The following is a 12808-nucleotide window of genomic DNA, read 5'->3' on the forward strand; positions in this document are numbered from 1 at the left end:
TTAGCGGTCCTGGGCTTTGAGCGGCAGCGCGGCGCGGCGCGGTTCGGCGCGCGTGGCTTTCGCCCGCGGCGCGCCCTCGGCGGTGGCGGCGGGCGGCGCGTCGTCGAGCACGGGCAGCGCGGGAAGCAGATCGGGGTCCTGCACGGCCTGAGGCGCGGGAGCGGGCGAGGCGGCGGCCGCTGCGGTTGTCGCTGCGGTTGTCACATCGTTCGCGGAAGTCCCGGCCGCCGCCGCCGCAGCGCTCGGCGCCGACGCGGCCCCGCGCGGCGTTTGCGGCGCGTGAATCGCGAGCCAGCCGGAATAATCGGGCGGCGTCTGCGCGTCGATTTCGTCTTCGAGCGTTTCGAGCAGCGCGCCGATCGAATTCGGATCGCCGCAGCGCTGCTCGCCCTGGAACAGCTCCGCGAGCGGATTCTTGAACACGCGCTGCAGCACCGCGTCGGCGTCGCCGAGGCGGCAGGCGAAGAAGAACACGTACAGGCTGTCGCCGGCGGCGGTCGCGATGTCGCCCGCGCGGCGCAACTGACACGCCTTGAGCGCGTCGACGTGCGCGACCTCGGGCATCAGCGCGAGCCGGATCAGCACGCTCGGCAACTGGATCACGCGGCTGCGTTCGACGGCCGCGCGCACCAGCTCGACGAAATGCGCCGCGCCCACGTAGCCGCTTTCCTCGCCGTGCATGACGCCCGCGAGCGCCTGGCGATAGTCGGCGGGCACCGGACGCGAATACACCTGCCCCTGCAGACTGTCGACGATCGCTTCCACCTGCGAGAGCGTGGTGTGACGCGCGATCACGCGGTTCGCGCCCAGATTGAGCATGAGCGACTCGTAGCGCATCGCCACCGCTTCCTCGCGCACGATGATCTTGAGCGCGTTGCCGCATTGCAGCCGCAGCGTGTGGACCTGTTCCGCGAGCGATTCGAGCTGGCGGCTCGTGCCGAAGTCGAGGATCACCGTCGCGGCGACGGCGGTGCGCGAGGCGCCGAGCGCCGCTTCGTTGTCGTCGACGACCTGCCAGGCGGGCGGCAGCACGCGCTCGTTGATCACGGCGTCGCGCGAGACGATCACGCGGCCTTCGTCGGGCGCGAGCAGGCCGACTTCGGTCGCCGTTTGCGCGAAGGTGCCGCCGTCCACGGTCAGACGGTGATCGAGCGCCGAAAAACGCAGCGGCAGCGACTGGCTGCCGAGCACGGCGTCTTCGGAGCGCCAGAACGCCACTTCCCAATGGAACTGGCCCTGCGTCTGCAGTAGTTGCGCCGCGCCCGCGAAGCGCGCCTGGAAGGCGGTCAGCTCGGGATGCGCGTTGTCGTCGCCGAGACCCGGCGGTTCGGCCAGCAGCAGCACGCCGTAACGATGCTGCGCGCACCAGCTCGCGAGCAGCGCGCCCTGGCGCGCGAGCGACGCGGCGTCGTGCCAGTCGAAGAAGGCTTCGGCGCCTTCGAGATAGAACTGGCTCGCGGGCGCGGCGCACTGGTTGGCGAGCGCGTCGAGCGCCTCGATCAGCACCTGCGCGCCGTCGCGGCCTTCGAGCGGCGCGAGCGAGCAGACGTTGGCCCAGTGATGCGTCGAGCCGGGCCGGTCGATGTCGATGCCGCGCTCGCGCAGCATGGCCGCGATGCTCGCGCCGTCGCGCGTGGAGAGCACCGTGGCCGGACCTTCGAGCGCGGCGGCGGCGGTTTCCCAGAACAGCGCGTCGCGCGCGGGCGAGGCGTTCGCATAGACGATGTGCACCTGGCCCGAGCCGAGCGCGGCGAGCGCGGGCGGCAGGCCGTCGATCGCCAGCGGCTCGCGCTGCGACAGGCGCGCGAGCAGCGATTGGCGCGGCGCGCGCGCATCGGCGGCCGGGCTTTGGGGTGCGCGGATAGGCTCGTTCATCGGGTCGCCCGGTTCGCGGTGGCGATGACGGTTCGGGTCGAAGTCTTCATACGATGCCTCAATATTCCGAGTATGGCCTGACAGGCGTCGGCGGGTAAGGCACCGGGCCATGCTGCGGCGAGAAGAAATAGCGCAGGTACACCAGGCCCACGTTCGGCGCGTAGTCGCGCGAGCGGTCAAGCCGGAAACGGCCGCCCACCACGAAGTGCGGCGTCACGCGGTATTCGAGCGCGGCTTCCGCCGTGTAGCTGAAGCCGCCGCCCGAGCCGCCGCCGAAGAACGGATCGCCCGCGAGCGCCTGCAGATCGGGGCGCGTCGGGAAATAGGGCGAGCGGTCTTCGTTGGTGAACGACACGCCCACCGAGCCGTCGATTTCCCACGAAAGCTTGCCCCAGCGTCCGGTCCAGTCGAGCGGCAGGCTGAACGACAGATAACTCTGCGGGCTGTAATAGCCGCCGTTGCCGAAGGTGTAGAAGTGCTCGTTCTTCGAATACTTCCAGTAGTTGATCGTCAGGCCGCTCGACACCGACTGGTCGGGCCGCCGCCAGACCGTCCAGTCGTAGCCGCTGCGCACCTTGAATTCCTGGTTGGTCGGCACGTTGGTGCCGGTCAGCAGGCCGAAGCCGAGGCTCGTGAACAGCGTGCCCGGCCCGAAGTCGTGCGCGCCGCGCACGGTCAGGCCGTTGCGGACCACACCGCCCCAGGTTTCGCCGGTGATCGGATCGCGTCCGCCCGCGTAGGACACGAGGCTGCTCGTCATGGCGCGCCGCGAGAGGTCCACCGACACCGACGCATGCTGGAAGTCGTAGCGATACAGCAGGCCGCCCAGCACGCTCGAGATCGGGAAGCCGATCGGCGTGCTGCCGATGTCGGCGCGCCAGCTCGTATTCGCGCCGCTGAATTCGTAGCCCGCCGCGAGCGCCACGCCGGTGGCGGTCTCGTTGATGGCGGGCACGTTCGCGTTGCTGAGCGCGGGCGACTTGCCGTAGTCGTACACGCCTTCGCTGCCCGCGGGCAGCGTGCCCGCGTTCAGGTAGACCGTGTCGGCGTGGAAGAAATAATGGCCCGAATAACCGTTCGGAATCCGCACGTAGAGCGGCACTTCGGTGGCGTGCAGCTCCGAGATGCCCGGGTCGCCCGACAGATTCGACTGATACCACTCGGTCGCGATCTGCCCCTGGCGGCGGTCGTCGAGACCTTGCAGCGCACGCGCGCCCGAGGTCAGACCGTCCGGACCGGCCTGTTCGCCTTCCGCCTGTTCCTGCACGAGCGAGCTGCGATAGAGGCTGGCGGCATCGTTGTAATCGCCGCGCGACTGCGCCACGCGGCCCGCCTGGATCGTCACGTCCGAGCGGTCCGGATAGCGCTCGCGCAGCGGATCGATCACGTCCTGCGCTTCCTGGTTGCGCCCTTGCGCGGTGAAGCGCCGCGCGATCGCGAGGCGCGTGTCCACGTCGTCCTCGGGCGTGTCGGCGAGCACGTCGCGCACCAGTTGCGTGGCTTCGCGGTCGCGGCCCATGCGCTCGTACAGACGCGCCACGGTCAGGCGCGCGTCGGCGTCGTCCGGATTGGCCGCGAGCACCTTTTGCGCCGCCGCCAGCGCGCCCTTGTAGTCACCCTTCGCTTCGAGCAGATCGGCTTCCTCGAGCAGCCAGCGGCGGTTCGACTTCAGGCGCGACGGCACCGCGTCGAGCGTGCGCTGCGCGCTGCGGAAGTCGCCGTTGTCGATCTGACGGTCGGTCGCGCGCACGGCCAGACGCAGTTCTTGATCGTCGAGATCGGCGCGCTGTTCGTCGGTCAGGCCCGGCTGCGCACGCGTGGCGTCGATCCACTTCGACCAGTCGTCGTCGCGGTTGGCGGCGCCGAGCAGTTCGCCGTAGCGCACGCGCGCGCCGTTCGCGCCGTCGTCGGACGGATGCGCGGCGAGCCAGTCCTGCACGAGCTTGAGCCCCTTGTCGGTTTCGCCGAGCGCGATCCACTCGCGGCCCACCGAGGCGAGCATCTGCGGATCGTTGGCCGCACTGGCGTCCGCGGCGGCTGAGTCGAGCAGCGCGCGCGCCTCGTCTTCCTTGCCTTGCGCGATCAGCTGGCGGGCCTGCGCGAGCTTCTTCTGCGCGGCGAGATTGCCCATCAGCTCGCGCATGCCGTCGCTGCGTTCGGCGGCCGGCACGGCATCGAGCTGCGCGGCGGCGCCGCCGATGTCGTCGACGGAATTCAGATACAGCGCCGTCGCGTAACGCATGTCGGACGCCTGCGAGGCCTTCAGGCCGTCCTCCATCACCTGACGGCCGAGCGCGGGCAGATTCAGGTCGCGATACTGGCGCGCGAGCGTGAAGCGCGTCCAGGCGTCGTCGGGCGTGAGGCGCACGGCGTCTTCGAGCTTGGCGATGGCCGGGCTCTTGCGGTTTTCGGCGAGCAGCTGGTCGGCCTGGATCGCCAGCAGTTCGGCGTGCAGACGTTTCAGTTCCGCTTCGGAGCCCGACAGGCGCGGCGCCGTCGCGGTGATCAGCGGACCGATCTCGTTGTCGCGATGGGTTTCGCGCAGCACGGTGACGAGGCTGCGCAGCGCGTCGAGATCGGGCTCCTTCGCCGTCACGAGCGGACGCAGCACGGCCTCGGCCTCGCTCCACTTCTTCTGCGCCATCAGCGAGTCGGCGAGCAGGCGCGTGGCCGTGGCGTTGCCCGGATCGAGCTTGAGCGCCTCGCGCGCGAGCGCTTCGCCCTGCTCGGGCTTGCCTTGCGCGTTGGCGTCGCGAGCGCGGCCGATGGTGCCCCAGATGGCCGCCGTGTGTTCGAGACTGCGCCACTTGCCGGCGTTGTCGGGATCGAGCTTGATGGCGCGCGCGAACAGGGCGCGCGCCTCGTCCTGACGGCCTTCTCGCAGACGCACGAGGCCGAGCGCGCCGATCGTCTCGCCGTCGTTCGGGCTCGCGCGCTGGGCGGTTTGCAGCGACGCTTCGGCATCCTTGAGATCGCCGCGCGCCAGTTGCGCGAGACCCTGGTTGCGGGCGCGCGCGCCGGGACCGGCCACGCGCACGCGCGACGTACCCGATGAAGCCGACGAGCGCGCCGAACCTGACGAGCCGGTGCCGCTCGACGCCACGTTGTAGGGCTTGCCGTTCGCCGCCGCCGCATTGGCCTGCGCGACGGCCTTCGGCCCGAGCTTCTTCGCGAGGTCGGCGACGGTTTGCTGCGCGTCGGTGTCGTCGGGGACTTCCTGCAGATAGCGCAGATACCAGACGTAATAGGCCGGATCGTCGCGTCCCGCGCTGCCGAGCGCGCGGCGCCAGCGCTCCAGCGCGTCGGCGCGATTGCCGTCCTGACGCTGATAGACGGTGTACAGCAGATTCAGCCCTTCCATGCGCGTGCTGGCGCGGTCGGTCAGCATGTCGCCGAGAATCAGCGCGGCGTCGGTGTCGTTCGGATTGCGCTTCAGACGCGCGCGCAGTTCGTCGATGACCTGCACGCGGCCCGCGTCCGTGCCCGCGACGATACGGTAATAGTCGCGCGCGAGGTCGCCGCGCGGCGCACCGCCCGGGAACAGCTTCTTCATGCGCGCGGCGGCTTCGTCGGACTTGCCCGCGCTGGAAAGCAGGCGGATCTGCGCGAGTTCGTTCTTGTCGCTGGTCGCGACGCGGTAGGCATCGGACAGCTCATGGGTCGCGGGCGCGTTCGGCGCGACTTTCTTCAGTTGCGCGAGCAGTTTGGCGGCTTCGGCCGTGTGGTTCGAGCGCAGTTCGATCTCGCCCATCAGCGCGAGCGAGTCGGGCTGCTGCGGATCGAACAGCAGCGCCTTCTGCACGAGACCGCGCGCGACGTCGGGACGGTTCTTCGCCATCCACATGCGCGCTGCCGAGAGCAGTTGCGCGGCCTGCGCGGCGGGCGCGGCGGCGTTCGCGGCGGGCTGGCGCGTGTTCTGGGCGTTTTGCACGATCGGCGTGCTCTGGCCACTCTGCGCGCGCACGGCCAGCGGCGACGCGGCGATCAGCAGCGCGAGCATCGAGGCGATGCGGGCCGACAGCCGCGGCGCGAGCCGACGCGCGCGCGAGCCGGCGCGCGGAGCTTTCGCGAGGGCGTTCATCGCGCTGCCGGGCATTGAGCCGTCCATGCGGGGATCACGCGGCCTTGCGCATCGAAGTGATAAAGGCCTTGCAGATAGCCGAGGCCGAACAGCATCAGCACGCTGCTGTAATAGCCGGGCGGCGATTTTTGCGCGAGCGTGCGGCTGCGTTCGACCTGCGCGTCGGACAGATCGGTGCGGCCGAGTGCCGACAGATACGGCGCAACTGCCGCCGAAAAGCCGCCGTTGCCCTCGTTCGGGCCGGGCTCGCCGGTCTGCGTATTGACGCGCTCGGGCGGAAAGCCGTGCGCGGCCACGAAGGCGGAGAGCGGCGCGAAGGTCGCGAGCGTCGCGCTGCGCGCCGGGTCGTCGTAGGCGAGCATGCCCGCCCACAGATAGACGCGGATCGCGTTATAGGCGCTTTCGGCGTGCGTCGGTTCGTCGGCGCCGAAATCGCCCTTGTTGCCCCGCGCGCGGTAGACGACCCAGTCGGGCGAAAAGCCTTTCGGCGCGGTGCCGTTGACGAGCTTCGCCGAGCTGCCGAGCAGCGACTTCCACTCGGGACGTTCCTTCTCGGGCATCGCGAGCGTGAAGCGGCGCATGACCTGCAGCGGCACGTAGCTCGGGTTCAGACGCCACGTGTTCTTGTCGAGCGTGAAGCCGACCGGGCCGGGCAGCACCGTGCGCCCGAGGCCGGGCAGCGCGGCCGTCTCGCGGCGCAGGACGTTGCGCGCCATCACCGTGCCGATCGCCGTGTAGCGGCGCACGTTCCAGAGGCGGCCCGCTTCGAGCAGCGTGTAGGCGATCCAGAGATCGGCGTCGCTGGCGGAGTTGGTGTCGATCACGCCCCACGTGCCGGTTTGCGTCTGCGTAGCGGGGCTGGACGACGCGGCCGACGCAGCCGAAGCCACGACCGGCGCGCCGTTTTCGTCGATGTCGGTGCGCCCCCAGATCCACGCGGGCAAATGCGCCGCGAGATCGCCCTGGGCGAGATTGTTCTCGGTCCACGCGAGGATCTTGTCGAAGGCCGCGCGGTCGTTCGCGACGAGCGCGAAGAAGAGCGCGTACGACTGGCCTTCGGAGACCGTCACCTGACGCGGCGAACTGGCGTCGATCACGCGTCCGTCGGCGGACAGCAGCGCGCCCTTGAACGCGGTCCAGTCGGACCACGCGCAGGCGGGCGCTTGCGGCGCGGCAGCCGACGTCGTCTTCGCAGCAGGCGTCCTCGCGTTCGCGTTCGCCGTCGCGGCAAGCGCGGACGCGGGCGCGCCGAGCAGCAGCGGCGCGAGCGCGCAGGCGCTGGCCGCGAGCCAGCGCGTGAGGCAGGGCTTGGCCCTCAACCCGGTCGGCACGTTCAGTCTCCGGTGCGGCGGGCAGCCATGCGTCCGAGCGCCCAGAACACCGTCAGCGCGACGATCAGGCCCGCGAGAATCCCGGCCACGGCCATCAGCGACGGATAGCGCGAGATATGCACCCAGGCGCGCGCGTACCAGGGCAGATCGCCGACGAAATAACGCTCGCCCACGCGCAGCCCTTCCACTTCGTTCTGGCGCACCACGGTCAGGTCGCCGTGGATCGCCGCGACCTTGCCGCTGTCGTCGAGCGCGTCGAGCACGTCGCCGAGCTGCGCCGACGACGTACTGGACAGCGCCACCACGCTGCGCCCCGATTTGAGCGGCGACTCGAAGCCGATCAGCGCCGCCATCGGACCGCCGAGCGTGACGATCGAGCGGCCCGCGGGCCTCGGCTCGTCGTCGTCCTCGGTGCCGCCGAGCCAGCCCGGCCAGCCGCTCTTCTGGTCGCGCGTCGTCACTTCGGTCTTGCCGCGCTCGATCAGCAGCGGCAGGTCCTTGCCCCATTTCGCGAGCAGGTCGGCGGCCGAGCCCGAGCCGATCACGAGCAGGTCGTCGCCGCTCACGCTGTCGATCTTGCTGGCGGGCACGAGCGTCGCGCGCAGCGCGGGCAGACCGGTCCACTGGCCCATGTGGCCGAGCATCGTCAGCACGGCTTCCTGGTCCTGCGCGTTCGGCGTGTCGGGAATCACGATGGCCGTCTGCGCGAGATCCGCCATGCGCGTGAACGGATAGCCGCTGTTGGCGAAGAAGGCGAGGTTCGGCAGCGCCGTGTAGTGCGCGAAGCCGCTGAAATCGATCACCGAATCGGGGTCGATGGCGGCGCGCGCCACGTCGGCGGCCGTCGAGGTGCACAGGCCGGTCTTCTGCGAATCGATATGGAACTGGAACTGGAACTGGTTGTTCGAGCCCACGCGGAAGGCCGGGATTTCGATGTTGCTGGCGGCGCGCGCGTCGGTGCCCGAGAGCAGCGGCACGCTGATGCGCGTTTCGTCGGAGGCGCGCGTGACGGGCTTCAGGCGCTGCGAGCGCACGAGCTGGTCGTTGATGCTGACGTTGAGGATCGAATCGTTCCAGGTCGACGGCGCCGTGTAGCGATAGCGGATGTCGAGCGGCACATTGGTGCGCGCCCACGCGTAGAGGTCGGCGGGCACGCGCATGTTCACGCGGATCGCGGGCGGGTTGTAGCCCGACACCTGCAACTGCTGAGGATCGCTCACCAGCTCGCGCATCAGCACGGGGCGGTCGGTCGGCACCCAGTTCGGCGCGTCGTAGGGCTTGCGCGCCGGACCCAGATCGACCGACTGCACGATCACGCTGCTGCCCGCCATGCCGGCCTGGCCGAGCACGAGGGCGTCGGCGGCCTTCTCCAGTTCCTCGGGCGTGCGGCCCGCGAGCACCAGCAGCTTGCGGCCCGACTGCGGATCGGCGGCCGGGTTGTTCATCACGCTGATCGTCGGGCCTTTGATTTCAGGCAACGAGATGCCTTCCGGCACCTGACCCGGCAGCGCGAGCACGACGGCGTTGGCGTCGGCGGGCGCCGTGCGCGTGACCGGGAAGCGTGCGCCGCGATAGCTCGCGAGTGCGCCGAGCCACGACGACACCACGCCGGCCGCATGCAGCGTCGGCACGCCCGCGTTGGCGGCGAGCACGAACGGCACGCGCAACAGGCGGTTGTCGTGACGGTCGAAGAACGGCACCGGCAGCAGCGCGAGGCTGTTGGGCAGATTGATGCCCGCCGTGTTCAGCGTGAGCGTGGTCTGCGGCGCGACGTCGGTCCACAGCGTCGTGTGGTACGGGTCTTCGCAATGATCGAGCGTGTAGTGCGCGATCATTTGCACGCTGATGCGGTTGTAGTCGGTGAACAGGCGCGGATCGAGATTGATCTCGCTCGTCACGAGCTGGCCGGCGCTTTCCTTCACAAGCGGAATGGTCGCGACCACTTCGCCGTTGACGAAGACTTTCAGATGCGAAAGCGGATAGATCAGCGACGGCGAGTACGTATACATGAGGCGCAGCTTTGCGCTCGTCACGACTTCGTCGGTGCGCACGTCGACGTTCATGTAGCCGGTCGGATCGAGGCCGCGCAATTCCATCGGCCCGTACACGCCCATATCGCGCAGCGAAAACACATGCGTGCGCGGCGGCCCGAGCGGCGCCGGATTGGCGTTGTCGTTGGGCATCGCGACGGTGCCGGGCGCGGTCTGGATCACGGCGGGACCGGCGCCTTGCGCGGACGGGCTCGCCGCGGTCGCGGCGATCGTTGCGTTCGCCACATTCGCAGCGGAGGCTGGCGCGCCGCCGGGCGGATGAGCATTTGGCGTGCCTGGTGCGGCGGCTTTGCTGGCGGCGGTTGCGGGAGCGGGCTTGTCGGCTGCGAGCAAACTCGATCCCACCAACAGCCCGGCGATCAACGCACCCAGGCGGACATGAACGGAAACTCGCATCGCAAACGGCCCTTTGTCTTATTCGCGACGACTGCCCCCGATTCGCACAGTCAGCCGTCTAGTGATGTTGGCGGTCTCGAAATACCCGCCTTATCCGGGAACAGCGCCAGCGCGTTATTTTGAGATTCGTCGGAGTTTATCTGAGTCTGCTCAATAACGACATGGGATTGAGCACTGTTTATCCAACTTGAATTGTTAAACAACGTCATTGCGTGCCTGGTAGTCGTTTTCGCGCAACGGAAATTGACTCATGCGATTTAAAGCGATACCGATAATCCCTGGTATGACGGCGCTGGATGGCACATTGCGGTTCGCTTTCATTGCGAACCCGAATGAAAAAAGCGCGCGCAGATTGGGGGCAAAGGCGCGAGTATGAGTTTGCCGAATGCGCCATGTGTTTGTCAGATGAATGCCATGCGCGAACGTTTGCGGCGACCGCATGCAGCGTGCCAAACGATTGCGCGGCAGTTTGGCTTGCGCTTCGAGCTTCACCGACCGACGGCGATGCGCGATCTTCCACAGCGCATGAGCGCCGCCAGGTTCGACGGGATCGTGAGCGCAGCCGGCCAGACGAAACGCGGCGCAACAGCGCACATGATTGCGCAAACGATTGCGTACATTGACACGCAAGCGCGGCCCGCATGGCCCGCCCTGAGCCGCTTTCGAGCGCATCCGCGCCGCCTGGCGATCACCGGACGGCCGTGACGCATGCCGCGCGTGTTCGCCGAACACGGCGAGGTCGGCAAGCGCGAACGCGGCGCGCGACGAACGCCGACTCCGCGCCCCACCATCGCGAACCCGTCAATCGACAGCGGCAGCAATCCGGGCGCGGAACCGCCGCGCTCGCTTCGCGAGTCAATCGGTTCGAGCATGCAGATTCAATTGATTAGCGATCCTGATTGGATGGCGAGGAAAGCGATTCGTTTGATTGCGTAAAACCGGCGATCGAATTCGACGCAGCACACGCTCTGGTTTCGTCGGCGGCGTCCTGGCGTGAATGCCGCAATGAATCGGGAAAAATCATTCAGACGAATCGCGCGTTGCTTGCGGATGCGAATGCGCGCTTGCCGAATTATTTTTTTCGATGCGCAAAGCGCGAATGGCTTCTGCAATACGCCGCGCACAAAAAAGCGCCAAGGTTGGCGAGAACCTTGGCGCTTGTTTTTCAGCCGTTCTTAATCCGTCGATTAATCGACAGGTTTGATCAGCCCGGCGATGGATTCGCGCGCGCGCGCGGCGACATCATTCATATCCGGCGTCTGCCGATAGCTGATAGCGGCAATCAAATGCGTGCCGATCACGGCGCCGAACAGCATGTCGGCCATGCGATCGATATTCACGGGCGCAATACGTCCGCGTTCGATCAGCAATGCGAGCCGCGATTCCAGAAACTGCTTGCTGCGATGAATGCCCTGATCGTAATAGTGCTGGCGAATCTCGGGAAAGGCATTCGATTCGGCAATCACCAGACGGCTCACGGTCACATGCCGCTCGCTCAGCACGTAATGCGCCATTTCGGCGAGTGTGGCTTCGAGCACGGCTTGCGGCGAAAGCGCGTCGTCGATTTCGTGCTGCACGTCGGGGAACGACTCCGCGTCGGCCACCAGTGCGCGAAACAGTTCTTCCTTGGTGGGGAAGAGTTCATAGATCGTGCGCTTCGAGGTTTCGCACACGCGCGCGATATCGGCCATGCTGGTCGCGGCGTAGCCGGACAGCTTGAACAGGCCCTCGGCCGCCTTGAGAATCTGCTCGCGGCGCGCCTCGCGCGTGATCGTTACCGGCCGGCCCCTGCCGCGTGCGACAGGAGGAGCTTCGGCGGGCATAGTGGTATCGGTATCCAAGGGGCACCTTGATGGTAGAACGAGGTTCTCCGCACGCTTCGTACTGCACAGCGAATCCTGCGCGTGCACCAGGACGATGCGCAATGCGTCGCCGGTTCATGGCTGCAAATCCAAAGCATTTGGAGAACAAACGCGTGAATACTATCAAAGATGCTGCATTGAACGGATGAAAACGTCTTTCAATTCCTTGTGAAAGGTTATGTAAGGATAAGTGTGCGCATGACGGCAATTCATCCTTGCCTCAATCGAAAGCGAATGCCGATTTAATCCGTCACGAAATCCCGCGAAAAAAGCACCGAGTCGCAGTGAGTCGCCGCACAGCGAATACGAATCGGCATGAATGGCGGCTTAGGGTCGCGCGCGAACCTGCGCGCCTCGCGACGACTGCGCTAAGCTTGCCGCGTCCACCTGATTGCACACCGCACATCACCGCACGATTCCGAGGAGCGCAGCAATGAACGAGCAAACCTGGCAAGCCGTCGACGACTGGTTCACCGAACGCCTGATCGGCGCCGACGACGCCCTCGACCACGCGCTCGCCGCGAGCGGGAAAGCGGGGCTTCGGTCCATCAACGTCGCGCCGAATCAGGGCAAGTTCCTGCATCTGCTCGCGCGTATCCAGGGCGCGAAACGTATTCTCGAAATCGGCACGCTGGGCGGCTATAGCGCGATCTGGCTCGCGCGTGCGCTGCCGCCCGGCGGTCAGCTCGTGTCGCTCGAATACAGCCCGGAAAACGCGGCCGTTGCGCGTGCGAACATCGCGCATGCGAATCTCGCGGACCGCGTGAGCGTGATCACGGGACTCGCGCTCGACTCGCTCGACGCGATGCTGGCGGAGCAGACGGCGCCGTTCGATTTCGTCTTTATCGACGCGGACAAAAGCAATAACGCGAACTACCTCGACCGCGTGCTGAAACTCTCGCGCCCGGGCACGGTGATCGTCGCCGACAACGTGGTGCGCCGCGGCCGCATCGCCGACGCCGACGATCACGACGCCGATGTCACGGGCTTGCGCGATTACTTCGATAAGGTGAGCGCCGACGCGCGGCTCGACACCACGGCCGTGCAGACGGTGGGCAGCAAAGGCTGGGACGGTTTCGCGATCACGATCGTCGGCGCTTGAAGGAGCGCGCGCACAATCAGCAACACGCCATCAGTAACGCGCCATAAAAAAAAGCCGGGCTGCCTCCGCAGCACCGGCGTTTTTCATGCCTGGGCGAACAGCGCCCGAGG

Annotated in this window: 8 protein-coding genes; 2 read left to right on the forward strand and 6 right to left on the reverse strand. The window is 67.5% G+C overall.

Annotated features, from left to right (window positions below; genetic code table 11):
- The 5 genes from bcsE to G5S35_RS33750 all read right to left on the reverse strand — a co-directional run bounded on the left by bcsE (position 1) and on the right by G5S35_RS33750 (position 10406).
- The gene (gene bcsE, locus G5S35_RS33730; RefSeq protein ID WP_074983343.1) at positions 1-1875 is read right to left on the reverse strand and encodes a cellulose biosynthesis protein BcsE; all 1875 of its coding nucleotides are present in this window, start codon (positions 1873-1875) and stop codon (positions 1-3) included.
- Between the two features lie 58 nt (positions 1876-1933).
- Entirely contained in the window at positions 1934-5983 is a 4050-nt protein-coding gene (locus G5S35_RS33735) for a cellulose synthase subunit BcsC-related outer membrane protein (RefSeq protein WP_237181937.1), read from the reverse strand.
- Entirely contained in the window at positions 5953-7287 is a 1335-nt protein-coding gene (bcsZ, locus tag G5S35_RS33740) for a cellulose synthase complex periplasmic endoglucanase BcsZ (RefSeq protein ID WP_237181939.1), read from the reverse strand. Before bcsZ ends, G5S35_RS33735 begins: the two co-directional genes overlap by 31 nt.
- 2 nt (positions 7288-7289) lie before the next feature.
- Complete coding sequence (gene bcsB, locus G5S35_RS33745; RefSeq protein WP_183040616.1) at positions 7290-9734, reverse strand: cellulose biosynthesis cyclic di-GMP-binding regulatory protein BcsB; 2445 nt, start codon at positions 9732-9734, stop codon at positions 7290-7292.
- 195 nt (positions 9735-9929) lie between these two features.
- On the reverse strand, positions 9930-10406 hold the full coding sequence (locus tag G5S35_RS33750; RefSeq protein WP_183040617.1) for a hypothetical protein: 477 nt from the start codon (positions 10404-10406) through the stop codon (positions 9930-9932).
- A gap of 36 nt (positions 10407-10442) precedes the next feature.
- On the opposite strand from G5S35_RS33750, the gene G5S35_RS33755 reads away from it, so the two are divergent.
- Positions 10443-10670 (forward strand): hypothetical protein, encoded by a 228-nt coding sequence (locus G5S35_RS33755; protein ID WP_183040618.1) that lies wholly within the window; start codon positions 10443-10445, stop codon positions 10668-10670.
- Between the two features lie 251 nt (positions 10671-10921).
- Here G5S35_RS33755 and G5S35_RS33760 read toward each other — a convergent pair whose 3' ends face one another.
- A complete protein-coding gene (locus G5S35_RS33760) occupies positions 10922-11575 on the reverse strand; it encodes a TetR/AcrR family transcriptional regulator (protein ID WP_124261514.1) in 654 nt (217 codons plus the stop codon).
- Between the two features lie 454 nt (positions 11576-12029).
- On the opposite strand from G5S35_RS33760, the gene G5S35_RS33765 reads away from it, so the two are divergent.
- Complete coding sequence (locus G5S35_RS33765; RefSeq protein WP_110327141.1) at positions 12030-12698, forward strand: O-methyltransferase; 669 nt, start codon at positions 12030-12032, stop codon at positions 12696-12698.
- Positions 12699-12808: the final 110 nt, after the last annotated feature.

Origin of the sequence: Paraburkholderia tropica, assembly GCF_014171495.1 — a bacterium.
Lineage (GTDB): Bacteria > Pseudomonadota > Gammaproteobacteria > Burkholderiales > Burkholderiaceae > Paraburkholderia > Paraburkholderia tropica.

Bases quoted from the DNA above. Each gene is read 5' to 3' on its own strand.
- bcsE (WP_074983343.1), bottom strand. From the start codon at position 1,875: ATGAACGAGCCTATCCGCGCACCCCAAAGCCCGGCCGCCGATGCGCGC.
- G5S35_RS33735 (WP_237181937.1), bottom strand. From the start codon at position 5,983: ATGGACGGCTCAATGCCCGGCAGCGCGATGAACGCCCTCGCGAAAGCT.
- bcsB (WP_183040616.1), bottom strand. From the start codon at position 9,734: ATGCGAGTTTCCGTTCATGTCCGCCTGGGTGCGTTGATCGCCGGGCTG.
- G5S35_RS33750 (WP_183040617.1), bottom strand. From the start codon at position 10,406: ATGCGCTCGAAAGCGGCTCAGGGCGGGCCATGCGGGCCGCGCTTGCGT.
- G5S35_RS33755 (WP_183040618.1), top strand. From the start codon at position 10,443: ATGCCGCGCGTGTTCGCCGAACACGGCGAGGTCGGCAAGCGCGAACGC.
- G5S35_RS33765 (WP_110327141.1), top strand. From the start codon at position 12,030: ATGAACGAGCAAACCTGGCAAGCCGTCGACGACTGGTTCACCGAACGC.